The organism is Flavimobilis sp. BM9 (assembly GCF_058313055.1).
This window is the reverse complement of record NZ_JBZEMO010000002.1, coordinates 252,420-278,708: the sequence shown is the minus strand read 5'-3', so window position 1 is coordinate 278,708 and position 26,289 is coordinate 252,420. Positions and strand designations below refer to the sequence as shown.

18 protein-coding genes are annotated in these 26,289 nt (G+C 71.0%); 11 read left to right on the top strand and 7 right to left on the bottom strand.

The genetic code is table 11. The features are described 5' to 3' along the window. The first annotated feature begins 10 nt into the window (after positions 1 to 10). From AC4F3Q_RS05320 to AC4F3Q_RS05310, 3 genes are all read left to right on the top strand, one after another. On the top strand, positions 11 to 1,528 hold the full coding sequence (locus AC4F3Q_RS05320) for an amino acid permease (protein WP_491039055.1): 1,518 nt from the start codon (positions 11 to 13) through the stop codon (positions 1,526 to 1,528). A gap of 39 nt (positions 1,529 to 1,567) precedes the next feature. After that, entirely contained in the window at positions 1,568 to 2,134 is a 567-nt protein-coding gene (locus AC4F3Q_RS05315; RefSeq protein WP_491039054.1) for a protein-L-isoaspartate O-methyltransferase family protein, read from the top strand. Positions 2,135 to 2,357: 223 nt separating this feature from the next. Then, positions 2,358 to 3,434: a tocopherol cyclase family protein gene (locus AC4F3Q_RS05310; RefSeq protein ID WP_491039053.1), complete on the top strand. Its 1,077-nt coding sequence runs from the start codon at positions 2,358 to 2,360 to the stop codon at positions 3,432 to 3,434. 86 nt (positions 3,435 to 3,520) lie between these two features. Here AC4F3Q_RS05310 and AC4F3Q_RS05305 read toward each other — a convergent pair whose 3' ends face one another. Next, positions 3,521 to 4,174 carry an acetoacetate decarboxylase family protein gene (locus tag AC4F3Q_RS05305; RefSeq protein WP_491039052.1) on the bottom strand — a complete coding sequence of 218 codons (654 nt, stop codon included), beginning with the start codon at positions 4,172 to 4,174 and terminating at the stop codon, positions 3,521 to 3,523. A gap of 142 nt (positions 4,175 to 4,316) precedes the next feature. Between AC4F3Q_RS05305 and AC4F3Q_RS05300 the strand changes: the two genes are divergently transcribed. The 3 genes from AC4F3Q_RS05300 to AC4F3Q_RS05290 all read left to right on the top strand — a co-directional run bounded on the left by AC4F3Q_RS05300 (position 4,317) and on the right by AC4F3Q_RS05290 (position 8,796). Beyond that, positions 4,317 to 5,414, top strand: coding sequence for an RsiV family protein (locus AC4F3Q_RS05300; RefSeq protein ID WP_491039051.1), 1,098 nt, complete (start codon positions 4,317 to 4,319; stop codon positions 5,412 to 5,414). 90 nt (positions 5,415 to 5,504) lie between these two features. Next, positions 5,505 to 5,948, top strand: a complete 444-nt coding sequence (locus tag AC4F3Q_RS05295) for a hypothetical protein (protein ID WP_491039050.1) — start codon at positions 5,505 to 5,507, stop codon at positions 5,946 to 5,948. Positions 5,949 to 6,048: 100 nt separating this feature from the next. Further along, positions 6,049 to 8,796 (top strand): hypothetical protein, encoded by a 2,748-nt coding sequence (locus tag AC4F3Q_RS05290; protein ID WP_491039049.1) that lies wholly within the window; start codon positions 6,049 to 6,051, stop codon positions 8,794 to 8,796. Between the two features lie 87 nt (positions 8,797 to 8,883). Here the strand turns inward: AC4F3Q_RS05290 and AC4F3Q_RS05285 are convergent, their stop codons facing one another. The 4 genes from AC4F3Q_RS05285 to AC4F3Q_RS05270 form a co-directional block, all read right to left on the bottom strand. Further along, positions 8,884 to 9,495, bottom strand: a complete 612-nt coding sequence (locus AC4F3Q_RS05285; RefSeq protein WP_491039187.1) for a Fic family protein — start codon at positions 9,493 to 9,495, stop codon at positions 8,884 to 8,886. Between the two features lie 171 nt (positions 9,496 to 9,666). Continuing rightward, the gene (locus AC4F3Q_RS05280; RefSeq protein ID WP_491039048.1) at positions 9,667 to 10,707 is read right to left on the bottom strand and encodes an LLM class flavin-dependent oxidoreductase; all 1,041 of its coding nucleotides are present in this window, start codon (positions 10,705 to 10,707) and stop codon (positions 9,667 to 9,669) included. A gap of 305 nt (positions 10,708 to 11,012) precedes the next feature. After that, on the bottom strand, positions 11,013 to 11,471 hold the full coding sequence (locus tag AC4F3Q_RS05275; protein WP_491039047.1) for a very short patch repair endonuclease: 459 nt from the start codon (positions 11,469 to 11,471) through the stop codon (positions 11,013 to 11,015). Continuing rightward, on the bottom strand, positions 11,471 to 12,877 hold the full coding sequence (locus tag AC4F3Q_RS05270) for a DNA cytosine methyltransferase (RefSeq protein WP_491039046.1): 1,407 nt from the start codon (positions 12,875 to 12,877) through the stop codon (positions 11,471 to 11,473). The genes AC4F3Q_RS05275 and AC4F3Q_RS05270 overlap by 1 nt, the downstream gene beginning before the upstream one ends. A 287-nt stretch (positions 12,878 to 13,164) precedes the next feature. Here AC4F3Q_RS05270 and AC4F3Q_RS05265 point away from each other — a divergent pair, with 287 nt between their 5' ends. Then, positions 13,165 to 14,385, top strand: coding sequence for a hypothetical protein (locus AC4F3Q_RS05265; RefSeq protein WP_491039045.1), 1,221 nt, complete (start codon positions 13,165 to 13,167; stop codon positions 14,383 to 14,385). Between the two features lie 54 nt (positions 14,386 to 14,439). Here the strand turns inward: AC4F3Q_RS05265 and AC4F3Q_RS05260 are convergent, their stop codons facing one another. Both AC4F3Q_RS05260 and AC4F3Q_RS05255 read right to left on the bottom strand, forming a co-directional pair. After that, positions 14,440 to 15,261: a CPBP family intramembrane glutamic endopeptidase gene (locus AC4F3Q_RS05260; protein ID WP_491039044.1), complete on the bottom strand. Its 822-nt coding sequence runs from the start codon at positions 15,259 to 15,261 to the stop codon at positions 14,440 to 14,442. A gap of 82 nt (positions 15,262 to 15,343) precedes the next feature. Continuing rightward, entirely contained in the window at positions 15,344 to 16,990 is a 1,647-nt protein-coding gene (locus tag AC4F3Q_RS05255) for a hypothetical protein (protein WP_491039043.1), read from the bottom strand. Between the two features lie 131 nt (positions 16,991 to 17,121). On the opposite strand from AC4F3Q_RS05255, the gene AC4F3Q_RS05250 reads away from it, so the two are divergent. The 4 genes from AC4F3Q_RS05250 (at position 17,122) to AC4F3Q_RS05235 (ending at position 26,259) form a co-directional block, all read left to right on the top strand. Then, positions 17,122 to 17,811 carry a DsbA family oxidoreductase gene (locus AC4F3Q_RS05250; protein ID WP_491039042.1) on the top strand — a complete coding sequence of 230 codons (690 nt, stop codon included), beginning with the start codon at positions 17,122 to 17,124 and terminating at the stop codon, positions 17,809 to 17,811. Continuing rightward, the gene (locus AC4F3Q_RS05245; RefSeq protein WP_491039041.1) at positions 17,808 to 18,029 is read left to right on the top strand and encodes a hypothetical protein; all 222 of its coding nucleotides are present in this window, start codon (positions 17,808 to 17,810) and stop codon (positions 18,027 to 18,029) included. The genes AC4F3Q_RS05250 and AC4F3Q_RS05245 overlap by 4 nt, the downstream gene beginning before the upstream one ends. A gap of 98 nt (positions 18,030 to 18,127) precedes the next feature. Beyond that, positions 18,128 to 19,159: a helix-turn-helix transcriptional regulator gene (locus AC4F3Q_RS05240; RefSeq protein WP_491039040.1), complete on the top strand. Its 1,032-nt coding sequence runs from the start codon at positions 18,128 to 18,130 to the stop codon at positions 19,157 to 19,159. 155 nt (positions 19,160 to 19,314) lie between these two features. Beyond that, the gene (locus AC4F3Q_RS05235; protein ID WP_491039039.1) at positions 19,315 to 26,259 is read left to right on the top strand and encodes a DUF5979 domain-containing protein; all 6,945 of its coding nucleotides are present in this window, start codon (positions 19,315 to 19,317) and stop codon (positions 26,257 to 26,259) included. Positions 26,260 to 26,289 lie beyond the last annotated feature (30 nt).

The following is a 26,289-nucleotide window of genomic DNA, read 5'->3' as shown; positions in this document are numbered from 1 at the left end:
GGGAGCAGGGATGGCCAGGACGGCTGACAGCAGGGGACGACGCAAGTCCATCGAGGCTGCGATCGCCACGAGCGAGGACCCCGAACGGTCGCTCCGACGCGACCTCACCGCATGGGACCTCGCCGTCCTCGGCGTCGCGGTCGCCGTCGGCGCGGGCATCTTCTCCGTCGGCGCGCAGGCCGCCGCCAACCACGCCGGGCCGGGCGTGATCGTCTCGTTCGTCATCGCCTCGATCGTGTGCGGCCTCGCGATGATGTGCTACGCCGAGTTCGCCTCGACGCTTCCCATCGCCGGGTCCGCCTACACGTACTCCTACGCGACCATGGGCGAGCTCGTCGCCTGGATCATCGGCTGGGACCTCATCCTCGAGATGCTCCTCGCCGCCGCCGTCATCGCGAAGTTCTGGGGCATCTACCTCGGCGACGCGTTCGACCTCTTCGGCATCGGCATCCCCATGGACCTGCACCTCGGCCCGATCACCTTCGAGTGGGGTCCAGCCCTCATCGTCGCGATCTTCACCGCGCTGCTCGTCATCGGCACGAAGATGAGCACCCGCGTGAACTCGGTGTTCACGATCATCAAGGTGAGCATCACGCTCTTCGTGATCGTCGTCGGGTTCTTCTACGTCAAGGCCGAGAACTTCTCGCCGTTCATCCCGCCGGCACAGCCCGCCGAGAGCGCGTCCGGCCTGCACCAGCCGCTGTTCGCGTTCGTCACCGGCCTCGAGCCGTCGATGTACGGCATCGTCGGCGTCCTGTCCGGCGCGGCGCTCGTGTTCTTCGCCTTCATCGGGTTCGACGTCGTCGCGACGACCGCAGAGGAGACGCGCGACCCGCAGCGCAACCTGCCGCGCGGCATCCTCGGCGGCCTCGCCGTCGTCACCGTCCTCTACGTCCTCGTGACGATCGTCGTCACCGGCATGGTCTCCTACGCCGAGCTCGCGAAGGTCGACGAACCGTCGCTCACCTCCGCGTTCGTGCTCGTCGGCGCCGACTGGGCCGGCAAGGTCATCTCGATGGGCATCCTCGTCGGGCTCACGTCCGTCATCATGGTGCTCCTGCTCGGCCTCACCCGGATCGTCTTCTCGATGAGCCGCGACGGCCTGCTCCCCCGCGCACTGTCCGTCACGCACCCCGTCCACCGCACGCCCGCGCGGCTGCAGATCGGGGCCGGCGTCGTCGTCGCGCTCGTCGCCGCACTCACCGACGTGTCTGCGCTCGCCGACATGATCAACATCGGCACGCTGTCCGCGTTCGTCCTCGTCAGCTTCGCGGTGCCGCTCCTGCGCAAGCAGCGCCCCGACCTCCAGCGCGGGTTCCGCGTGCCGTGGTCGCCGGTGCTGCCGATCGTGTCCGGCGTCGCCTGCCTGTGGCTCATGACCAACCTGACGACGATCACCTGGCTGCGCTTCGGCGTCTGGCTGGCGCTCGGCTTCATCATCTACTTCGCGTACTCCCGCAGGAACAGCCTCGTGGGACGGGGTGTCCACGACGAGTCGGTGGAGGAGGTGGGCGGCGCCACCGGATGAGCGTCGGGGGAAGCGTCCGGCGCGGCAGCCGCACAAGCCATGGACCGGGTTGGCGAGGCGATGCACGCGATCGAGCGGCAGGAGTTCCTGCCGCCGACGCAACGTGAGCGTGCGGCGCTCGACGTCCCGCTCGGCATCGGCCACGGAGCGACCTGCTCGCAGCCGAGCACGGTTGCCACGATGCTGCGCCTCCTGGGCCCGCGGCCCGGGCACGCGGTGCTCGACGTCGGGTCCGGCTCCGGGTGGACCGCCGCCCTGCTCGACCACCTCGTCACGCCTGGCGGCACCGTCGTCGGCGTCGAGCTCGAGCCCGCGCTCGTGACCTTCGCACGCCGCAACCTCACTGCCCTCCTCGGGGACCTCGCGCCGCGCGTCGAGCAGGCCGTCCCCGGCCGCCTCGGCTGGCCCGACGACGGCCCGTACGACCGCATCCTCGTCTCCGCCGAAGCGCTCGACGTGCCGGCCGCGCTCGTCGCGCAGCTCGCTGGCGGAGGACGCATGGTCATCCCCGTGCGCGGCCGGATGACGGTCGTCGACCGTGTGGGGGACGACCTGCGCGTCGAGCAGCACGGTGCTTACACGTTCGTCCCGCTGCGCGAGGACTGAGGCCGCGCACCGGCGCGGCTCGCGGCCGTGCCGCCCCCGCGCCCCCCTCCCCGCGCGGTGCCGGGCGCGCGCCGGCGCTGAGTCCGTCAGTCCCGGCTGAGTCCGTCGGTTGCGACTGACGGAGTCGGGCTGGGAGTGACGGACTCGCGGGCGGGCGGCGCGCCGCGGCCCGGCGGGGCCGCTACCGGTCGCCATGCGCGCCCGGTCGCCGTAGCGTCCCAGCATGGGGTGGTATCGGGAGTCTGGCGCTGACCGACCGTTCGGCAACCTGCTCGCGGCGCACGGCGTCGCGATGGAGGGCTACTTCTGGCGGTTCACGCTGCTCGACGGGCGCGCGCTCATCGCGCTCGCGGGCGTGAACCGCGCTGGCCCGCTACCGCGGGACCGGTCCAGCGCGTCCGCGGTCTTCGGGCCGTCGGAGCAGCACTGGGCGACGCTCGGCCTCGCTGCCTATCCCGGCGGCACGCTCTTCCAGGCTGAGCACCCGACCGGTGCGGCCGACCCGCACGGCCTCGGCGTCGTCGCCGGTGGCGCGTTCCGCGGCTGGGCCGACGAGCTGCACGTCCACCTCAGCCCTGACGCCCGCATCGACGCGACGATCCTCGCCCCGCGGCCGTGGCCACGCGCCCGCTTCGGCGGGTCGAGCATCTTCCAGACGGTCCCCGGCCTCAACCAGTACTGGCACCCCTGGCTGCTGGGCGGGACCGCGCAAGGGAGCGCCGTCGTCGGCGGTGAGGTGTGGAACCTCGACGGCGCGAGCGTCTACGCGGAGAAGAACTGGGGGCGCGGCGGCTTTCCCCAGTCGTGGTGGTGGGGGCAGGCGCAGGCGTTCGACGACGGCTCCGACGCGTGCGTCGCGTTCGCCGGTGGGCAGGTGCACGCTGGCCCGTTGCGGACCGAGGTGACGGGGCTCGTCGTGCTGCTGCCCGACGGCACCCTGCTGCGGCTCGGCAACCCCGGGACGTCCCCCGTGCGGGCGCGGGTCACGGACGAGGAGTGGCTGCTGCACGGGCGGTCGGGGCGTTGGGAGGTCGAGGTGCGTGCGGACGCGCCGCTCGACGACGCCCACGTGCTCCCCGTCCCGCTGCCTGCGGAGCGGCGCAACGTGCCCGGCGCGATCGAGCACCTGGGTGGGCGCATGCGCGTGCGCGTCCGGCGGGGCGGGCGGACGGTGTGGCAGGCGACGTCGAACACGGCCGGGCTGGAGCACGGTGGGCTCGACCGCGCGGCGGCCGAGCTCGCCCGCCGAGACGGCGCCGTGGCCAAGCAGCCGCCCTCCACCGGGGCCGCGAGGTCGTGACTTTGGTGTCGACGTCGTGCGCTCTGACTGCCGACGTCGGGCCGGAAGTCACGACCTCGGTGGGCGGGGGCCGGCGGTACGCCAGGTCAGCGGCGGACGTCGCGGCCGAAGGTGATGACGGCGTCGGACAGTGCGAGCGAGAGCAGCGGGCGACGGCCCGCGAGCCAGGCGAGCGGGCCTGAGCGCGCGACGTCCCAGCGGACGCGGACGCGCCGGACGTCCGCGTGGACGCGGTTGCGCGACGTGATCGTGCCGACGCCGGACCCGGCATGGTCGGCGAGCGCGCGCTGGGCGGTCGTGAGCGTGAGGGGGAGGCGGGGGAGGACCCGCGCGCCGAGGTGCGCGGCGAGACGGAGGACCGGGGCGCCGTCGGGCAGCCGGACCTGCGTGCCGCCGTCCGGGGTGAACGTCGCGACGTGCTTGGGGATGGCCCACAGCTCGCGGCCGCCAGCCGCAGACTGCTCGGTGGAGACCCAGATCTGCGGGATCGTCACGCGCAGCGCGCCGCGCGTGCGGGTGAGGACGCCGACGAGCAGCTCGTCGTACTCGAGCATCCCGCGGGCGTCGTACGTCACCGACGCGACGCCGACGACGGCGCGCCCGCGCACCAGCACGAGCCGGTGACCGTCGGGGAGCGCGGCCTTCAGGCCGGGGATGTCGCCGGGCTCGACGACGAACGTCGAGAGGAGCATCTGACCGGCGAGGAACCAGGGCTCGGGCGGGTAGGCGGCGTCGCTCATGCGTTCATGCTGCCGCACGTGTGCGGGATTGGTGATCGTTGCGTCGTGGGACGCGTGAGGCGCGTGTGACAGTGCAGGGCGGCGTCTAGTGTCACGTTCGACGCACAGAAGCGCGTCGTCGCACGTCTCAGGGGGTAAGTCCATGTCTCGTCGTCTGTCCACCGCTGTCCTCGCTGCCGTCATGGCGGGCGGCCTCGCGCTCTCGGGTGCGGTCGCCGCAGGGGCCGCCGCCCCGCCCGTGGCAGCGGCCGCTCCGGTCGCTGCTGCGAAGGCCACGCCGAAGGCGGTCCTGACCGTCTCGAAGGTCCGCACCACGAAGGTGACGAAGCCGTTCGCGCTGACGACGACGTCGCGAATGCCTGTCCTGAAGGGTTCGACGGCGAAGAACCGCGCCCTCGTGACCAAGCACGCGAAGGCGCTCGTCGCTGCGGAGCGGGCGATGGTCGCGACGTGGCGCACGTCGTGCGGTGCGACCGCGCCCGCGACGATCACGGTGACCGGCGTGTCCAAGGCGATCTACAAGAAGCGGTTCGCGTCCGTGACCATGGCGTTCGACTCGGACGCCGGGTGCGGCGGCGTCGGGCAGCAGAGCGCCCGCTCCTTCACGCTCGACCTCAAGACCGGCAAGAAGGTCAAGCTCACGAAGTTCGCGGCGTCCTCCGCCGCGGTCACCCGGGCCGCGATCGTGACCGCGCTGGTCGAGCAGAACCCGGACTGCGTGCTCGACGGTCTCACCGCATTCCGCGGGGAGGCGGCGAGCTTGCCGGCTCCGGCCGCGTGGAACGTCTCGGCCAAGGGCGTGCGCGTGTGGTTCGACCGCTACGACGTCGCGCCTGGTGCGTGCGGGGCTGTCTCGGCGCTCGTGCCGTGGACCGACGTCGCGACGTCGGCGCAGACGACGGGCAAGCGCGCGACGCGCGTCTACGTCCGCGACCTGAAGAAGTCCGGCAGCGCGTACACCGGCGACATCACCGTCCTCACGGTGCAGGGCCGGCAGGTGGCGCGGATCGACGGCACGCTCTTCTCGGAGGCGTACTGCACGCTCGGTATCCGCACGGGCGCGAAGGTCCGCGGGTTCGAGCGGTCCGGCGGACTGCGCCACAACTTCACGCTCGCCGGCACGACGAAGAAGCCCGCGCTCAAGCTCGGCAAGGGCTGGCGCCTCGCGACCACGACGGAGCTCGCGAGCCTCAAGAAGGCAGGCATCGGCGCGGACGCCATCAAGGGCTGCGGCGCCTGACGACGTCACTCGACCCCGGTCCCGCTGTCCTGCGGGTCCGGGGTCGAGTCGCGTCCTGGGCAAGACGCGCGGGCGCTAGCCTCGGTGTTCATGGGGGAACTTGAGGCGTGGATGAGCTCGGCACTCGACCTGGTGCGCGGTGCGGGGTGGCTGATCCCGGCGGTCGTCGTCGTCGTGGTCGCGCTGATGGTGATCGTCAGGCGCGGGGGTCCGCGACCGGGTGAGTTCTGGATGGCGGACGTCCCGTTCCGTGAGGGTGTCGGGAGCAAGGACCGGCCGTGCTACGTCGTCGGGCGGAGGTGGCGCACGGTGCGCGTCCTGTACGTGACGTCGCGCGACCGGACGGGCGACGACCGTTACGTGCCGGTCGACACGAGCGGGTGGACCGGCCGCGTCGCGGGGCGCCGGAGCTGGATGCAGATCGCGGAGCGTCGTGGCGCGGACCCGTGCCTGTCCGTGCGGAGATCGGCGTTCCGCCGCTACCTCGGGCGCGCTTCGGCGGGGGAGAGGGCGATCGTCGCGTCCGCGCTGTGACGTACGGCTCGTGAGTATCGCCCTATCTGTTGGCACGATGTCCGCTTGGGGGGTATACGCGGGCGTCGTCGTGTGGGAACCTAGGCCGTCACCTGACACAGTGTCACGAACCGGGGAGAACATGCAGGTCATCAGCAGGACATCACGAGCGGTGCGAGCCCTGCTCGTCACGACCCTCGCCCTCGCGGCCGGTGTGGTCGCGCTCCCGGTCGCAGCGCCGGCATCCGCAGCGGGCGCCATCGCCTTCGACGACTTCTCCGGAACGGTCCGCGGCACGCGGTCGTACGACGTCGCTGGCGCCTCGACGTTCACGCAGAGCGGCGGCACGGGCAACATCAAGCTGGAGAAGCTGGCCGGCAACGGCTCGGTGCCGACGGTCACCCTCACGTACGCGATGGGTCCGACGAACCTGAAGGACACGACCAACGGTCAGCTCTTCCTCGACCTCCTCGACATCGAGGGCGGCTCCGGCTACACCGCCGTCTCGATCTCGGCGATCGTGACCGACAGCAGCGGCCGGTCCAGCAGCTACAACTCGGGGATCGGCGCGACGCCGAGCCATGGCTTCGTCTTCAACTATGACTGCTCGGCCGGTCAGACGGCCTGCTTCAAGGGCACGGCGGACCTCAGGGACATCACGACGCTGCAGGTCATGTTCATGCACGGCGACGGCAACGCGACCGCGCCCGCCGTGACGCTGCGAGTCGCGGGGATCACGTCGACGCCGCTCGGCGGCGCCCGCCCGGCCGTCCCCGCTCCGGTGATCACGACGGCGACGCCGGCGGTCGTCGGTGCGGACGGCGGCGCGACAAGCTTCGACGTCGTGTTCCGCTCCGGGGCGTCGGAGGCGTCGCTCGTCGATCTGAGCGCCTCGGCGGTGTCGGTCGCCGGCGGGATATCCACGTCCACCGTCGTCACGAGCCCGAGCACGGTCAGCGTGACGGTTCAGCTCGGGGCGGGCACGGGCACGCAGGACCTCACGGTCACGATCCCGACCGGGGCAGTGACGGACACGTGGGGCCAGCAGAACGCGCAGGCGTCTCTGACGCACCGTGTGCGCTTCGCGGCCGCCGCGTCGTGGAGCGGCCCGACGCAGCGCGCGGTGCTCGCCGGGAGCGCGGTCACGGGCGCTGTGGCGACGTGGCCGCAGGCGCAAGGTGAGGCAGGCGTCACCCACGCGATCGCGAGCGGCGCGCTCCCCGCAGGGACCTACCTGTCGTCGACGGGGCTGCTGGCCGGGGTCGCGACGACGCCGGGGTCATTCCCGTTCACCGTGAGCGCAGTCGACGGGTTCGGGGTGCAGCGCAGCCGGACCTTGACCTTGGTGGTGGTCCCGGCGACGACCGTCGGCCCGATGCACCTCGTCGCCTGGCAGGGCATGACTGTGAGTGGGACCCGCTCCGTGACGGGGCTCGCGCCTGACTCGCACGTGGAGCTCGTCCCGGCCATCCCGGGCGTGACGGTCACCGTCGAGGATCAGGCGGTGGGGTTCGTCGTGTCCGGGGAGGTTGGTACGTACGCCTCAGAGCTGGTGATCAGCAGGGTCGTCGGCTCTGACACCGTCGTCACGGGCCGTGGCCCGGTGTCCGTCGAGGTCAGGCCTGCGCCGAGCGTGACAGTCATGCCGCCTTCGGGCCTGCGTGCGGGCAGTGCGGCTCACGTGGTGATCGCGTCTGCGAGCAACGCGACGAGCGTGGAGGTCGCGGGCGTGGTTCCCGGCATGACGCTCATCCAGGTGCCGGGCTCCGTGTCTCTTGTGGGGACGCCGACGGTAGCGGGCGTGTTCGACCTTGTCGTGACGGCGCGCGACGGCCTCGCTAGCTCGAGCAAGACCGTCCGGGTGGAGGTTGTCGCGCCGCGCGCGACGACGGTCGTCACACCGTCCGGCGGTGCGGCGCAGACGGTCGTCGAGGGCGCGACGGTGTCCTTCGACGTCGTGCAGGATGCAGACGGGCAGCGCCCGGTCGCGGGTGCGGACGTGCTCACGGCCGACGACGTGGTGACGTCGGGCGTCGACGTCGCGAAGGTCGCGGTCACCGCGACCTCGGGCGGCTACCGGGTCGACGTGACGTTGGCGTCGGGGGCGGTCGACGGGGATCTCGTCGTCACGCTGCCTGACGGCGCGACGGTCGACGCGTGGGGCGCGGCGTCCCTCGCTGGCAGCGGCACGGTGCGGCTGACGATCCAGCACGCGCCCGTTCCGGAGACCGTGACGCCGGGGACGTCCGTCACTGGCACGGGCACGCCTGCGGACCCGTTCCGGGTTCCGGCTGGCGGCCCGGTGGGTCTCACGCTCGCGTTCGGTGGGACGCCGGTGCCGACTCTCACGCTCGAGTCGGTGACGTCGGTCGCGGCAGGCCTCGCGGGGGGCGGTGCTGGCGTGAGTGGTGCTGACCTGGTCGCGAGCCTGTCCGCGGTAGCGCCGCAGGCGGTGACGGGCCTCGCGCTCGTGGACCACGGTGACGGCACGGGCACCGTCTCGGGTCAGCTCGCCGCTGGCACGTACGACGTCGCTGTGAGGGCGACGAACCCGGTCGCCTCGGTCGTGCGGACCGTCCGTGTCCAGGTGGCGGCGCAGCCGGTGGTCGTGCCGACGCCGACGGTGCCGCCCACAGATGAGCCGACGCCGACCGATGAGCCGGTCGACGAGCCGACGACCACGCCCACGGACGACACTCCGGCGGACCCGTCAGACGACGTCGTGCCGGACGGTGACGCCGACGGTGCGTCCGACGATGACGAGTCGTTGCCGGTCACGGGTGCGGAGGTCGGCGGGCTTGCGGCACTCTCGCTGCTGTTCGTCGCTGGCGGCGCGCTGCTGCTCGTCTGGCGGCGCCGGACGGCCTGATCCCGGGACTGATCGACGCCCCGTCCGTCCGCACGTCGCGGACGGGCGGGGCGTCGTCATCGTGCAGGCGCGCCTGGGTCCGCGAGGTCAGGTCGATCTCATGCTGTGCGACCGCGCGCTGAACTGAACCTCCGGGTCCTTGATCGCGCGCCCGAGAAGGGCTACCTGACGGGTGTTCAGGTCGCCCTGCTGGGCTGCGAGCACCTGCGCTGCGCGCTGTGCTGCGGCCTTCTGCGAGAGGTAGACGTGCAGGTCAGCGATAGCCCGCTGGATCACGCCAAGGTGGTAGATGAAGAAGTGCGTGAGGTCGCCGTCTTCTTGCTCGGTCAGCAGGAAGGATCGGGCGTACTGCGCCGGGGCCCTTCTCAAGATGCGCGAGATCGTCAAGAACTCGGTCAACCAGAAGCCCTGGTTCAGCATGCTCCAGTAGAAGACGGCGCGGGCTGTGCGCCCGTTGCCGTCCTCGAAGTAGTGGTCGAACCCCATCATGAAGTGGAGTGCAATCGCGCGGAGTACCGGCGGCAGATAGGTCTCGGAGTCGCGCTCGTTGGCGAACTTGCATAGCGCGTCGAGGCGAGCCGGCAGCTCGGCGACGGGCGGCGGCCGGTGGAGCAGCTGGTCGCCGTCGCCCCAGACTGAGACCCTCGTCGAGTCGTCGTCCTGAAGGCGGCCCGCCGCTGCCGGGTCCTCGAGCGTCAGATTGGAACTGGAATCGACTGGAAGTTGGTGAGGGCCCGGACCTCGGCGCGGGAGGGCTCGGCACTCGACCTGTACGTGACGTCGCGCGACCGGACGGGTGACGACCGCTATGTTCCGGTCGACACCAGTCGGTGGAGCGGCCGCGGGGTCGTCGTGCCCGTGGGGCGCGCGTCAGGCAAGCATGTCGCGGACGAGAGGCGCGACCTGCGTGCCGTACAGCTCGATCGAGCGCGTGAGCATCGAGTGCGGCATGTTGCCGTTGGCGTACTTGAGGTCGAAGCGGCTCGCGCCGAGACCTTCGAGGGTGCGCGCGATCTTGCGGGCGACCGTCTCGGGGCTGCCGATGGCGTAGGCGCCGTCGGGCCCGACCATCTGCCGGAACTGCCCCTCGGTGATGGGCCGGCCGCCGCGCTCCGCGAAGATACGTGAGAAGTAGGGCGCGATGAACGGCCACGCCTCGTCGATCGCCTGCTCGTCCGTCTCCGCGACGTGGCCGGGCATGTGCACGCCGATCGGTTGGAGCGGGTTGCCGAGCTGGTCGAGCGCGCGACGGTACAGGTCGGTGAACTGCGCGAACGCGAGGGGCTCCCCGCCGATGATGGCGAGCATGAGAGGCAGCCCGTGCTGCGCGGTGCGGATCACGGATTGCGGCGAGCCGCCGACGGCGATCCACGCCTTCAGCAGGCCGCTCTCGACGTGCGGGTACACCTCGGAGTTCTCGAGGCTCGCGCGCGTCTGACCAGACCAGGTGATGGGCTCCTGCGCGCGGGCACGCATGAACAGGTCGAGCTTCTCCTCGAAGAGGATCTCGTAGTCGTCCAGGTCGTAGCCGAACAGCGGGAACGACTCGATGAACGAGCCACGCCCGAGGATCACCTCGGCGCGACCTCCCGAGATGGCGTCGATCGTCGAGAAACGCTGGAACACGCGCAGCGGATCCTCCGACGACAGCACCGTCACCGCCGTGCCGACGTGGATGCGCTCCGTGCGGGCCGCGATCGCCGTCGCAACCGTGTCCGGCGCCGACACCGCGAAGTCAGGCCGGTGGTGCTCGCCGATACCGATGAAGTCCAGACCCACCTGATCAGCGAGAACACCCTGCTCGACGACCTCACGGATTGTCTGCGCGTGTGAGCTCAGGGAGCCGTCAGACGTGGTGGACGTGTCGCCGAAGGTGTCGAGACCAAGCTCGAGCGGGAAGGGGGTGGGCATGTCGGGTCAACGGCGGCGGAGGCGGGGGCATTCCCGCCTCTCTCGATGTCAGAGGGGCACGGGACGCTGCTCAAGCAAGCAGCCGATGAAGGGAGGTGCAGGAATGAAGGTCCCGCCATATCACTCGAGCAATCCCTCGGACCCGGACGTCTATCACGATCACGACGATTGTGTCTCCGGGCAGCAGATCCCGTGGTGGAACAAGGTGTCTGGAACTGGCGAACAACGGAAGTGCGAGCACTGTTCTCGCATGAGCTGACGGATGTGGCCGGGGCCGGACGTGAGGGTGCGTTCGGTTCCGGCCGTCAGCGGCGGTCTTCTCGGAGGGCGCTTACTGCCTGGGCAACAAGACGGGCCGCTTCAGATGGGTCTGTGTGCTCCCAGAACCTCAGGACTGTCCAGCCCGCTTCGGTCAGGAGCCGGTCCGTGTCGCGGTCGCGCGCGGCGTTGGCGGCGAGCTTCTGCTGCCACCAAGCAGAGTTGGAGCGCGGCCGTGTCCCGTGTTCCGGGCAGCCGTGCCAGAAGCAGCCGTCCACGAAGATCGCCAGGCGGAGCCTGGTGAAGGCGACGTCGATGGTTCTGCGTCGTTGCCCGGGGACGGGATATGTGACTCGGTATCGGAACCCGAGCGCATGAAGCTCGCGCCGGAGCGCGAGCTCTGGCGCAGTGTCTCGACGCCGTGCTGTCGACATGCGCGCCGAGACCGCGGCCGACGACGATCCTGGGTGGGCGGGTACGTGTTGCGGTACCGGCGCGCCGCTCATCACCGTGCGAGAGCCGCCTGGGCGTCTCGGTAGCGCTGCTGACCTGCGGCGAGGACCTGCGGGAGGATGTCGTCCGGGGTCTTCGGTGCATCGTCCCGGACGGCCTTGAGGATCGCTCGACCCCTGGCAGTCGTCTCGAGGATCCGGGCGTCACGCTCGACATGCTTCCTGAGGACGTGCCAGACGGCCCCGACAGAGACGCCGTTCCCGAGCTGCTTGTACGACCTCGCGTCGGGTTGCGAGCCGAAGTCGAAGTTGCTCGGGAGGCCTTGGAGCCGTGCTGCTTCCGCAGGGGTCAGCCGGCGTCGCTGCGGGCCGATGATCGACGTCTGCGTGATGGCGACGAGAGCGGGGAGGTGCGTGGGGCGCTTTGCGCGGATGCCAGACGGTCGCAGCTGCATGACGCAGTCCCAAAGTGTCGGGGCGTCCTGCGCCTGCCACTCGAGCTTGCGGCGGGACGGCGGAAACTCGTCGATTCGGTGGTGCTTGCGCCAGGTGTCGAGCACCTCCTGGTGCCGCGTGTAGAACTCGGCGTTCTTGCGCAGGAAGTTGGCCTTCCAAGCCGGTGTCCCGAGAGGGATGTCGAGGTCCGTCTCGTGAACCCAGTGGTCGGCCCAGATCGGGAACCCGGGGAGCTTGGCTGCATTGGTGGACCCGGCACGGCGCCTCTCGGCTTCCCACATGAGGCGCACGAACTCGTCCCAGGCGTCGATCCAGCGAATCTCCTCGGCCGTGAGCGAGTAGCGGGAGTCGACGTTCTTGATGTCGAGGGGGAGGTCCTGGGTGAGGTCCCACTCCTCGTCACCGCGGCCATCCTCATGGATCAGCGGCAGCGGCACTTCGTCGTGGTCCATGACGTGGTCTGGGTCGTACGTCGCGGTGATGAACACGCGCTCACGCACCTGCGGGCGGCCGCCGCGCGCCAGGGGCAGGAGGTGCGGGGAGAACACTGCAGGTGCCTCGGCGACGCGATACCCCACGCTGCGCAAGCGGTCGATGATCACCTCCCACTCGTGGCGGTGCCGCGGTCCAGCCAGGTTCCGGACATTCTCCAGCAGGACCACGGTTGGGTGGTGCGCCTCGATGATCTTCATGATGTTGAAGAAGAGCGTGCCGCGCGTCTCATCCATGCCAAGCTGGGCGCCGGACTTGGAGAACGGCTGGCAGGGGAAGCCCGCAGCGAGGATGTCGTGTTCCGGGACGTTCATCGTCTCGTCGTTGGCATCAGCGGTGATGTCCCCGAGAGGCGAGTGCCCCCAGTTTCGCTCGTAGATCGCGGCCGCGTGCTCGTCGATCTCGACGGAGTAGACACCTCGTCCGCCTAGCGACTCGAGGACAGCGGCGAACCCGCCGATGCCTGCGAAGAGGTCGACGTAGGTGAAGCGGGGGTGCTGCGTGTGCGTCATGAGTCTCCGGGTAGTGCGCAATGACAGCTGCTCGTGGGAGCGAGCGGGGCGCGGTGGGGCCAGCTTAGCAGCTCGCTCTGACACTACCGACGCCGTCCGCGGAAAGCTACCCGTGCATGCTGTGGCCGCCCGCACTTGCTCTCCGGCCGCGCCCGACGGGAGAGGAGGCTCGTGCTCTCGACTGCTACCTCCGACGCGGCGTTCCGCGAGGTCCTGTCCGTGTGGGCCGTGTCGGTGCCTCGCAGTAGCCTCGAGAACTACAGGGCCAGGGACCAGAGGAGAACACCATGGGGAGAGTTGCCGTAGACCAGATCGCTTCAGGAGGCGTGCTCGTCCAAGACGTCGACACGACTCTGTCCGATTCGGAGAAGAACCGCCTCCTGCTTGACGCGCTGCCGGGCGCAAGCGTGGAGATCTATCACGGTGAGCGCGTCGTTCGCTATCGGGACCAGATCATCCTCAAGAAGCAGGTCACGCACCTGGGCAACCCTTGGCCCGGATTCAAGAAGCGGATCCAGATTCCCGGCAAGTGGCTCGCTGTCGAGGCGGCTGCTCGCGCCGAAGGTCTGGTGCCGCGGTTCGTGGGGATCTACCACTATCGCGGGACGACGATCTTCGTCGATTTCGACCCGACGACCTACGTCACCCGCCGAGCCAACAACTCGGCCGCCCATGTGGCCACGAACGACCTGTTCCAGGCAGAGACCGGCGGTATCTTCACGCGGCGCGACCGGAACGAGAACGTACTCACCAGCGTGCGTTCCGACGAGTTCGAGCGCTACGTCCTGGGCGCGGCAAGTGCGACGGACCCTCGGCTCGAGGTGTTCAGGTCGTTCAACCTGGACCTCATGGACGGCCAGACGGTCGAAGGGCTGGATGCAGTCAAGGAGATGCATGCCGCGAACTGGCCGGACACCTTCCAGGGCGAGTGGCCAGGGTTCTACCTCGAGTTCCGGTTCGCTGAGTTCCTGAAGAAGTCCGGACTGTCGAGCCTCGCTGACTTCCAGAAGGACAAGAAGGTCGGCTCCTTTGATTACGATCTGGTATTCAGGTCCGGACAGGGCGTTGAGTACTACGGAGACCTGAAGGCCTCGGACGTCGTGAAGCATGAGTCGCCGGGTAATGACGCGGTAGACATCCGACGCTGCGTCGATCTCTATGGACGGTTCTGGTACGTCATCTACGAGCACGAGACTGTTCGTGCGCGCGATACCGGCGGAGGTGCGACCGTGGCGTGGAACGAGTGGAAGCGATCGGTCGGATACAAACCCCGAAAGGCCTTCAATCCGCTCTCGTACGCCAGTCGATACAAGGCGTCGGTCAAGTTCGTTAAGATGATGGTACTCGAGGTGAATCCCGCCAATTTCGACCTTGCGCTTGGCAGTTTCGCTCAAGGCCAGCAGCCAGGGGGGGGCCGCGCGCGCTCTGAAGGTGATGATCAAGAAGCGGAACATCGACAACTTCCTCGTCTACTCCTCAGGTCCAAGATCGTAGGCGAGTTGGTCTAGAACGATGCAGGCTCTCGGGCGCCAGATCTCCTGCTATCGGGTGTCCCGAGCCGCCTACCGCCCCACGAGCGGAAACACCGCGAACCGCCCCGGATCGTGCGCGTGCATGATCGCCATGAAGACGATGGCGTCGAAGAGCAGGTGCACGATCAGCACCAGGGTCAGGGATCGGGTGCGGGCGAAGATCGCGCCCTGGATCAGCGCGAACGGGAAGGTCAGCAGCGGGCCCCACTCGCGGTAGCCGAGCTCCCAGAGGAACGACGCGAAGATCGTCGCCTGCAGCAGGTTCGCCTGCCACACGGGGAAGTGACGCAGCAGCAGCGTGAAGCACACGCAGATGAAGAACAGCTCGTCCCACGTGCCCACCGCGTTCACGCCCACGAAGAAGCGCGCCGTCTCGCCGGCGTCGTCGCTCGACGGCCAGTTGACGTACGCGCCTGACCGGATGAAGTACCAGGGCAGCACCAGCCAGCCGATCACCGGCACCGCGACCATGTACCACTTGTCGACCGTCGGCCACCGCTCACCCGTGCGCCACGGGAAGCGGATCGCCCGACGCCGGTACACCCACCTGTCCACCGCGAACGGCACCGCCACCGCGAGCAGCAGCACCGCACCGATCCGCAGGAACGGCCCCCAGTCCAGGTCCGCCTCGACCGACGTCGTCGAGATGATCGCCAGCCCCAACCCGATCAGCAGCAGGTCCTTGCCGAGCTCACGTCCCGCCGCGAACCCGAGCGCCAGCGCGACCACGAGCACGACGTGCCCGAGCGGGCGGGCATGAACACCGAACAGCAGCACGGCCGACACCGATACTCCCGCGGCGGCCAGCAGACCGACGTAGGGATGGTCGCGGGCGACGACGTCGGCGGTCATGGTCCCAGGCTGCCGCAGCGGCACGGCACTCGCTCGCCCACGCCCGCTCGAGGACTGCGCGAGCAGGCGTGGGTCGCAGCGTTCAGTCCTGGAAGTAGAAGTTCGTCAGCCCGAGCACCACACCGGCACCCGCAGGGGAAGGCTTGCCGCGCACATCATGATCGACCGCGATCGACATGCGCTCCTTCTTGCCGTTCGCGTATCGCAGCTCGACGATGCCCTTCTTCACCACCTTGTAGGTTCCGCGGTTCGCCGGCGGCGCCGAGCTCCAGTACTGGCCGATCCCCGGCCAGCTGCCGATCGACGTGCGCGCCCACACGAAACGCCCGTTCTTCGCGAGGGTGAGCCGCTCCGTCCACGAGGTGCACGAGAGCAGGCAGTATCCCGACCAGTTCTGGTGCACCAGGTCTGCCTTGAACCGCGCGCCCTTCTTCGGCAGCGTCGCCGGGGAGAAGCTCGACTTCTGCTCACCCTTCGCCGCCCGGTACGAGAACCCCTTCGTCGTCACTGCGAACTTCTGCTTGCCGATCTTCGCGACGCCGCGGCGTGCGTCGTACGAGTAGCGCTTGCACGTCTTCGTGGTCGTGCGGCACTTCGGGGTGCGGCCCTTCGTGTCCCCGACGTACACCCACTTCTTGTCGACGAACCACATCGTCGTGTTGTCCCAGCCTGAGTACGAGCCGACGTTCGTCGGCTGATAGCCCCAGAAGAAGCGCCCCGCGAGGGACGTGTACTTCTTCGGCGCGGGCGTGCGCGCGATCGTGAACGACTTCGTCGCCTTGTAGCCGCCGTCGGCTGTCACCGTGAAGGTGATCTTCCGCGACTTCGCGCCCTTGAGCTTCACCTTGTAGACAACGCCGTACTTCGTGCTGCGGTCCTCGATCGTCCCGAGCGACCGGCTCGCATTCTTGATCGTCATGCTCGCACCCTTGGCGCTGACACGGACGTTCTTCGCCGCACCCCGCCCAGAGTTGCGCACGTCGAGGCGCAGCGTCGTCCACTTGCCCGCGCGTGCGCCCTGGACCGGCTCGCCGCCGGTCAACCCGAGCGCCGCCTTGTAGACCTCGTCCATGCCCTCGGCATAGAACGACTGGTACCGCGTGGCGCCGTCCACGCTCTGCACGGTCGTGAACCCGCACTCCAGGTCCGCCGCACGGAACGTCCCCGCAGCCGCAGACGACAGCACGACGCCCGTCCCGCTGCCGGTGCGCGACACACCGAAGGATCCCGTCACCGAACCCGCGGCACCGATGTGGGCACCAGAGGCCGGACCGCCCGGCCGCGACTCCACGCCCAGCGCGGCGCGCGGCGAGCACGACGACCCGTCCCACTCGCCGAACCACACGATGACCACGGCAGGAGCAGCCGACGTCGGCGCGGAAGCGAACGACACGGTCGCCCTCAAGGTCTGCGCGACCAGGTCCTGCGTGGCGACGACGCGCGTCACGCGCTGCGCGGCGCTCGGCGATGCCGACTCGCGCGGGTCCGCGATCGTCACCGTCCGGCGCAGCAGCCCGTCCGAGAACGCCGACGCCGCGACCGCGGCCCCAGCAACGCTGGCAGCGCCGCCAGCAGCGCCGTCCGCGCGAGGCGCCGCTTCCGGCGTCGGGAACTGCACCTCAGCAGGAACCACCGCCCGCCCAGACGCCGCGCCTGCGGGCGAGACGCCGCCCAAGGTGAGGGCGACAGTCGCCGCCACCACTACCGAGACCCACCGTGCCCGTGCCATACCTGCCCCTACCCCTCGCTGCCGATCGCCGGGCACAACGTATGTCGGGTCCTGGGGCCCCGCGACCGCTCCCGTAGGCCGCAGGACCCTTGTCAGCGGAATACACGGCGTCTGCCGTTGTTCAGCACAGTGTGAACACGGACGCGAACGCCCCCGCCCCCCTGAAGATCGACGTCTGGTCGGACGTCGCGTGCCCCTGGTGCTACGTCGGCAAGCACCGCCTCGCCGCAGGGCTCGAGCAGTTCGCCGCGAGCGGCGGCGCCGTGCCCGTCGAGATCGAGTACCACTCGTACGAGCTCGCACCCGACACCCCCGAAGACTTCGACGGCACCGAGGTCGACTTCCTCGCGCACCACAAGGGCATGCCGCTCGCGCAGGTCGAGCAGATGCTCGCGCAGATGACGCAGATGGCCGCAGCCGAGGGCGTCGAGTTCCGCTTCGACCGCCTGCGCCACACCAAGACGCTGCGCGCCCACGAGCTGCTCCACCACGCCAAGGCCGTCGGCCTGCAGCAGGAGATGCTCGAGCGTCTCTTCGCCGCCTACTTCACCGAGGGCGAGCACGTCGCCAAGCCCGAGACGCTCGCGCGTCTCGCCGCCGAGGTCGGGCTCGACGCCGACGACGTCACCGCCGCCCTCGCGGACCGTCGCCACGCGGCGGCGGTCGACGCCGACATCGCCCAGGCACGCCAGCTCGGCATCACCGGGGTGCCGTTCTACGTCGTCGACGGGCGCTACGGCGTCTCGGGCGCGCAGTCTCCCGAGACGTTCGCGCAGGTCCTCGAGCAGGTCGTCGCCGAGCGCGTCGGAGCAGGCGAGTGAGCGCGGACGTGACGGGCGGCGAGGTCGCCACCGCCGCCGCCCCCGCGGCCGCGGACACCGTGTCGATCCTCGCCGCGTTCCCCGTCGCCGGGGCACTACCCGCGGCGCCCGACGCCGCCCCGGCGTCCGCGCCCGGGACCCCTGGCCTCGCGATGCTCGGCGGCGCTGGCGCGGCATGCGTCGACGGCATCTGCGAGCTTCCAGGGGCATCGACGTAGCACGTCACACCCGACCTGGGCGATACCCCCTGAGGCATATCGGACCAACCGGGAAAAGTGCGCACCGGGGCATCGTCCGTCGCCGCTAGCCTGCGCAGATGACCTCCGTCGACACGCTCCCCGGTGCTGTGCTGCAGCGCCAGGACCGGTCGACCGAGGATGTGCTCGCCTGGATCTCGAAGATGCTTCCCGTCGGGCGTCGCGACGTCGGCGCCGCCGAGATCGCGATGCTCCTGACGCCGCTCGGATGGGAGACCAGCTTCCCTGACCCGGCGCGCGCCCGCGGAGTGACGACGACGGTCGTCGAGGGTCGCGTCGTCGTCATGGAGTACGAGGGCGGCCCGTACACCATGCAGTTCCGACGGGAAGGCGTTCCCGTCCCCTCGGGCGTGCGCATCGCCGCGATGGACATCCTCGTCGAGGGGGCCGCGGTGCTCGTGCAGGGGGACCAGCGCGAGCAGCTCGGGCCTGGCGCCCTGATCATCCATCCCCCGCAGGGAGACCACCGGATCGAGTGGCAGTCCGACCACGTCCGCCGCATGACGATCCTCATCACGACCCGCGTCTTCGGACAGCTCACCGGACCCGTGCTGCGCACCTCCGACATCGCGGTCCACGAGGCGCCGCTCGCTCCCGCGATGCTGGCGCTCGCGTCCGAGCTGCTCGTGCCGTCAGACACCCATCTGGCTGCGGCCGCCGGCCGTGCGCTCGAGGAGCTCGTCAACGCGACGGTCGCCGCCGCGATCGACCACAGCCGGCGAGCCTCGACCAACCTGCGCGCACGCATCCGCGAGCAGCTCCTCGCGCGGCACCACGAAGCGAACCTCGACGCGAGCGAGATCGCCCGCGACCTGCGCATCAGCAGGCGCCACCTCTTCGCGCAGTACGACGGCGCCGCCGACACGTTCGCGAGCGAGCTCCGCCGCATCCGTCTCACCCACGCCGCCGAGATCCTCGCGAGCCCGGACGCGAGCATCACCGTGCGCCGCGTCGCGAAGACCACCGGGTTCTCGAGCGCCGAACAGCTCACGCGCGTGTTCCGGGAACGCTACGGCGTCCCGCCGAGCGCGTACCGCGCGCAGGCGCTCGCGGCCGCAGGGGCTCCCCACGCGAACATTCGCCAGGCCTGACCGCGTCCCGCGAGCACGACGTGCTCGCGGGACCATGACGCGAATCACCCGGCTCCAGAGTGCACCGCCACCTGACGCAGAGTGCACCCCGCCACGGGCCGAGGGTCTTTGGTCCTTAGTCTCTCCCGGAATCCACACCTCTTCTGGGAGTCTTCGTGTTGCCTGCAGCCAGTCGTCCGCACCGCGCTCGCCGAGCGGTCGCCGCCGTCGCGGCGTTCCTCGCCACCGTCCTCACGGTGTCCCTCGGAGCGCTCCCGGCCGCCGCCGCGAGCAACGAGTACCTGCAGCTCACCAAGACCGTCGACCGGGTCGAGAACGTCGCCGGCGACAGCTACACGTTCCGCATCCAGGTCACGTGCTCCGAGGCGTCCTGCCTCGACGCCGAGCTGAGCGACGCGCTCGGCGTCTTCGCCGGGCACGAGCTGAAGAACGTCGAGCTGCGCAGCCCCGACCCGAGCCTCACCTACGTCACCGAGTGGACCTCGGACGGCACGACGTCGGCCACCGCGCCCGCCGTCATCAAGGCGGACACGGCGCTCCGCGTCCGGTTCACGCAGCCGACCGTCAGCCCGACCGGCGTCGGCATCCAGTCCGGCCAGACGTTCACGGCAGCCCTCACGATGGCCGTCCCGACGAACCTCACCCCGGGCACCGACGAGAACCTGACCAACACGGCTCAGGTCACGGCGACCAACTCCCAGCCCGCGTACGACAGCGCGGCCATCCACGTGACCGCGCCCATCAGCGTCGACGTCGTCCCCGGCAAGACCTGGACGCCCGCGACCCAGCCGTTCGCCGTGGGCGCCCCCTCGACCGTCACCGTGACCGGACGGAACGCCGCGAACGTCCCCGCGGCATCGCTCGTCCTCCAGGAGCCCGCCCAGGCGCCCGACGGCGCGGCAACCCTCCACGCCTCCAACCCCTTCGCGATCAAGGACCTCGACGCCTTCACCGTGAGCGCCCCGGCCGGCTGCGCCGCCGTCCAGGTCGACGCCTACGTCCGCTCCGGCGGCACCTGGAGCTGGGTCACGGGAACCCCCGGACCGGCCGCATCCGCCGGGCTCCCCGCAGGCGTCACCAAGGCCGACGTCGGTGGGCTCCGCGTGACGTGCACCGACGCCGTTGCGGTCTCCGGCACGCTGCGCGCCGTCATCGACGTCACGCAGCGCGAGACGCACCGCAACGACGCGTCCGACCTGTCGCTCGCCCGCCACGACCTCACCAACGTCGCGTCTGCAGCCGTGACCGTCGCCGGCAGGCCCACGGTGTCGAAGACGGCCACCGCACCCCACGCCGTCGTGCCCGCGAACCTCGCGACGACGATCACGAAGAGCTTCGCCCCCGCACGCGTCTCGGCCGGGCAGAGCACGACCCTGACCCTCACCGCCGCGCAGCTCTCCGACGTCGCCGTCAGCGAGCTCCGCATCAGCGACCTCGGCTTCTTCGACACCAAGGTTCAGCTCGGCGGCCTCAAGAGCGCACCCGGCTGGCCCACCGGCGCGACCGGAGCCAAGGCCGTCTACCGCTTCTCCGACGGCAGCACCGCTGACGTCGTCTTCCCCGAGGGCGCCACGCCCGCCACCCCGGCACCCCCGGCAGGCACCCACGTCACCGGCTTCGAGATCGTCTTCACCGGGTCGATCGCCCCGAACGCCGACCCGGCCCGCGTCGTCGTCGCCGTCGACACCCCCGAGGGGAGCGTCAGCAACGCGGTGACCCGGACCAACACCGCGACCAGCACGATCACCGCGACCAACGGCCGCACCACCCAGGCGCACGACGACGACGCGCTCACCGTCGTGCCCGCCGCGATCGACGTCACCCTGACGAAGACCGTCGCACCCGCCGGGCCGCTGCGCCCCGGCGACCGCGCCGTCGTCTCGCTGCGCTCCGACCTCGCCGTCTCGTCGAGCTACGTCACCGCAGACACGCTGACCATCGCGGACGCCTGGGCGGGTGCGGCCGGCGAGTTCTGGAACGGCTTCAACCTCGTCTCCCTCGCACCCACGCAGATCCCTGCGAACACGGCGGTGCAGGTCGAGGTCCAGACGGCGCTCGGCACCTGGACGACCGTCCACGCCGCCCCCGCCGTCGCTGCCGCCTCGCTGCTCAGCCTCACCGGCGCCCAGCTCACCCCGGGCGGCGCGTCGCTCTCCGACGTCACGGGCGTGCGCCTCGTCCTGGAGAACACGCAGGGCTTCGAGGAGAGCGTCACCGTCATCCCGTACCTCGTCACGACCGCGCGCAGCGCACTGCGCACGGGCGGCCCGCTCCCCACCGCCGCGCTCGCCAACGCGGCGATCGTCAGCGCCGAGGGCGAGACCGAGGCAGGCACCCCCCTGTCCGACACCGACGGCAAGGGCGTGAACGTCGCCGTCGAGCCGTCGCCGCCCGGCGCCGGCGCCGTCGCCATCCAGAAGGCGTGGTCCGACGCGACCGTCAGCGCGCAGTCCGGCCAGACGCGCACCACGACCCTGTCGTGGCGCGTGAGCGACGGCCTCGAGACCGTGACGATCAGCGACCCTGCTGACCCGGCCGGACCCGTCGCCGCGAGCGTCGCCGACGCGTTCGACCTCCAGCGCATCGAGCCCCGCAGCTTCTCGACGACGCCGTTCACCAACGGCTGGTACCTCACGTACGACACGGTCACCGCCGTCGAGCTGTACATCGGCGGCACCTGGCAGGCCGTCGCCCCGCCGTCGGGCGGCTGGATGAGCTCGACCGGGTTCACGGGGCTCACGCTCACGGCCGCGCAGCGACGCGACGCCACGGGCGCGCGCCTCGTCCTCGCCGAGAACGTCGCCGCGCGCACCGCGGCCGCGACCGACGCCGGCTACGACCCGTACGCGCCCGCCGTGGGCGACGGCGTCGCGAGCTCGACGACCGACCGCACGTTCGTCCTGACCTGGCAGGTCCGCGAGGTCCGCCGCTCCGCGTCCAACGCCTGGGTGACCGGCACCGCGACGTACAACCACACGACGCCCGGCGTCGTGCGCAACACCGCAGGGATCGCCGGTCAGCCGATCGGCGGAGGCGCGCCCGTGACGGACAGCGACCATGACGACATCACGATCGTCGACGCCGTCCCGCTCGTGCGCATCGAGAAGACGGTCACCCCGGCGGGCGAGCTGCTCGTGCCGCCCACCGGCACCGCCGCGGCGTCCTACCCGACCCGGAGCTTCACCGTCACCGCGTGGAACGACTCGGTCGCCCGCGCCTCCTACCTGCGCATCACCGACCCGGCCTGCTCCGGGGTCGACGTCGCGCCCTGCCACCTCGCCGACGCCCTCGCCGACCCGTTCGCCGCGAGCGTCGACTGGCTCGCCCCGGGCGGCCAGGAGTCGGTCTTCGACCGGTTCGACCTGACCCGCGTCTCGATGACGGTCACGCGCCCGACCGAGGTCGACAACAACACGTCCGTCGCGTGGCTCCTGCGGCACGACCCCGCGACCGGTGACCTCACGACGTCGTCGATGAGCGTCACCCAGCTCCTCGCCGCGACGCCCGCGCAGCTCGCCGACGTCGTCGGCGTGTCCGTCACGATGCAGGGCACCGACCCGACCACGACCGGCGGCACCATCTCCGCGGGCAACAAGGTCGCGCTCACGCTCGAGACGCGCCTGCGCACGCACGTGCGCTCGACGGGCGACGCCCAGGAGCTCCGCGCGGGCAAGGCCCACCCGGTCGACAACCACGGATACGCCCAGAGCTACGACCCGGTACTCGCGCCGACCGTCGCCGCTGCCGGCACGGCGACCGCGTCGGTACCGCTCTCGGGCGGCGCGATCGACGTGACCGCGTCCAAGTCGGTCTCCCCGACGACGATCGCCGCGCCAGCCCGCACGACCCCCGTGACCGTCACCCTGGGCGCGACCCAGGGGACCAGCACGATCTCGCCTGCCGAGGTGCGCCTGACCGACGACATCGTGACGGCCCCTCAGTTCTGGGACGAGTTCGACCTCGTCGGGCTCGGCGCGATCACCCTGCCGAACGGCGCGGACCGCGTCCGCGTCGACGTGCTCGGGCCGTTCGGCGCGGGTGGCGCGTCCGGGTGGCGCACCGGAACGGCAGCGAGCGCTGCCGCCGTCGCGCTCCCCGTGACGGGCGCTGACGTCAGCCGCGCGACCGGCATCCGGTTCGTGTTCTCCAAGGCGGACGGCACCTTCTTCTCGAGCTCGCTGCCCGCCTCCGGCTGGAGCGGCACGGCGAGGTTCACCGTGCGCCTGCGCGACACGACCCGGTCCGCCGGGGCGCCCGTGGCGATCGCGGGAGCCGACCGCACCGTGCAGAACACCGTGACCGCCATCGCCGACCGCCTCACGGGCGAGGCGTCCGACGAGCGTGCCGCAGCCGCGCTCCTCACGCTGACCGAGGGCACGCGCAGGCTCGCCGTCGACAAGCTCGCGAACGAGGGCACGCGGACGGTCGACGTCGGCCGCGCGGTGCCGTGGGACCTCACGTTCCGCAACGCCGGCACCGGCTTCCTCACCGTCTCCGAGCTGCGCGACACCCTCCCCACGTCGCTCCTGTGGACCGGTGAGGCGCCGGTCGTCACGACCGACCCGGACGGCCTCATGTCCGACGACGTCACGACCGTCCAGGACGGTCAGGACCTCGTCCTCACCTGGCCCGCAACAGGCCGCACGCTCAAGCCCGGCGAGACCGTCACCGTGCGCGTCCTCCTCGAGCTGCAGGCCGGCCTGACCGGGACCCAGCAGGCCATCAACACGATGACCGTGCGGACCGCGGAGACGCTGGCCGCATGCACCCCGCTCGTGGCCTCACGCCCGGTCACGGGCGCGTGGGCAGCAGACCGGACGACGTGCGGCTCCGCCGACCACGTCTCGCCGACAGGCGGCCCGAACCTCTTCACCGTCAAGGGAGTCCGCGGAGCCGTCACCGGAGCGGCGACCCTCGAGGGGCAGGAGTGCACCCCGCTCCTCGCGGCCACCGGCGGGAGCTACTACCGCACGCCCTGCATCGCGCGCTCCGTCGTCGGCGGCACCGACCACTGGGTCCTGCGCGCGATCAACGGCGGCACGACGAACGTCGAACAGCTGACGATCTTCGACCCGCTCGCGTCGGCCGACGACACGATGATCATCTCGGGCGCCGACCGCGGCTCGAGCTACCGCCCGCGCCTCGTCCCCGGATCACTCGACGTGTCCGCGCCCGCAGGCGCGACCGTCCGCACCGAGGTCACGACGACGCCGACGGCGTGCGCCGGCACCTGGAGCGGCCTCCTCACGGGCGCCGTCTGCGAGCAGAGCGGCGAGACGTGGACCGAGGTCACCCCCACGACCGACTGGGACCGCGTCACCGGCCTGCGCGTGAGCGTGGACCTGCGCACCACCGGTGCGCGTGCGCTCCAGCCCGGCGCGTTCGTCGACGTCACGTTCCAGACCGTCAACGCTCTCGCCGACAGCACCTTCGCCGACGGCGTCCCCGCGAGCCCCGCGGCTGACGACGTCGTGGCCTGGAACCAGTTCGGCGTGAAGTACCGCGACGAGGGCCAGACGGCGTGGAAGAAGATCTCCCCCGCCAAGATGGGCGTCCAGGTGCTCACCGGCCCGCTCCTCGTCCGCAAGGACGTCACCGGCCCGGCCGCGGCGTTCGCACCCGGCTCCTTCACCGCAGACGTGTCGTGCACGCTGGGCGGTGCAGAGCTCGACCTCGGGTCGATGCCCGTCGTCCTCGACGACGCCGGTGACCACGAGCACCGGATCGACGGCATCCCCGTGGGCGCGCAGTGCGCCGTCGAGGAGACCGGCGCACCCGGCGCCTTCGGCGAGACCACCCGGTCCGCCGGCGCGACCGTGACGATCACGGCCGACGCGACGGGCGGCGTCGTGCCGGCCGCGCAGGTCGCGGCCCTCACCAACACCTACGCGTACAGCGGCCTGTCCGTCACGAAGGTCGTCGACACGAAGGCCGACCGCGGCGTCGCGACGACGTTCTCGTTCGAGCTCTCCTGCACCGCGGCCGTCTCCGGGACCCCGGTCCTCTTCGGGGGCGACCCGACGCTCCGGTTCGACCTGGCCGGTGGCGACACCTACACCGTCCCCGCCGGCACGATCCCGGCCCGCGCCGAGTGCGAGCTCGCCGAGGTCAGCGACGGCGACGCCGACAGCGTCGTCGTGGTCGGCGACGGCGTCACGGTCACCGGGACAGGGACGGCTGACGTCGCGATCGGCGCCACCCCCAACGCCGTCACCGTGACCAACGCGTTCGACGCAGGCATCCTTGCCGTCACCAAGAAGGTCGACGGCGCGGCCGCCGAGCACGGCACCGGCCCGTTCGGCTTCACCGCGCGGTGCACGTACCGCGGCGCGAACGTCCTCGACGAGAAGTTCGACCTCGTCGGTGGCGCGACCCGCACCTTCGGGACGTTCCCCGCCGGGACCACGTGCGTCGTCGCCGAGGTCACGACCGGCGGTGCCACGCGCACCGCCCTCGCCCCGGCTGACGGCACCGTGCTCATCGAGGCACCCCGGCCCGGCGAGACCGTCTCGACCGCGACCGTGCGTGCGACGAACACCTTCGACGACACGTCTCTCACGGTCGTCAAGACCATCGAGGGCGACCACAGCGCCCCGGGCGCGAACGGTCCGTTCGTCGTCGAGCTCGCGTGCACGCTCGAGCGCGACGGCACCACGTCCCCGGTCGCCGTGCCCGGCGGCGCGGAGCGCACGCTCCGCGCACCGAGCCTCACGACGACCTACGAGCACCTGCCCGTCGGCGCGACGTGCGTCCTCACGGAGACCGGGACCGGCGGCGCGACCTCGACACGGGCAGACGTCGTCGTCGGCGGGAGCATCGCCGCGGCCACCGGGACGACGATCCCCGTCGACGGCCTGTCGACCACGACCGCCCCCGGGGAGGCCGAGGTGCAGCTCGTCAACCACTTCGACTCGATCACGAAGGACCCGCAGGGCGAGCCGGACGACCCGGACGACAGCGCCGACGGGACCCGCCCGCCGGCAAGGCTCCCCGTCACCGGCGCGCAGATCGCGTCGCTCGCAGCCCTCGCTGCGCTGCTGCTCGGCGCGGGCGGCTACCTCGTGAGCGTGCGCCGACGCCGCGGCTCGCACGAGGTCTGACCCAGCGGCACGGCCCGCACGCACAGACGG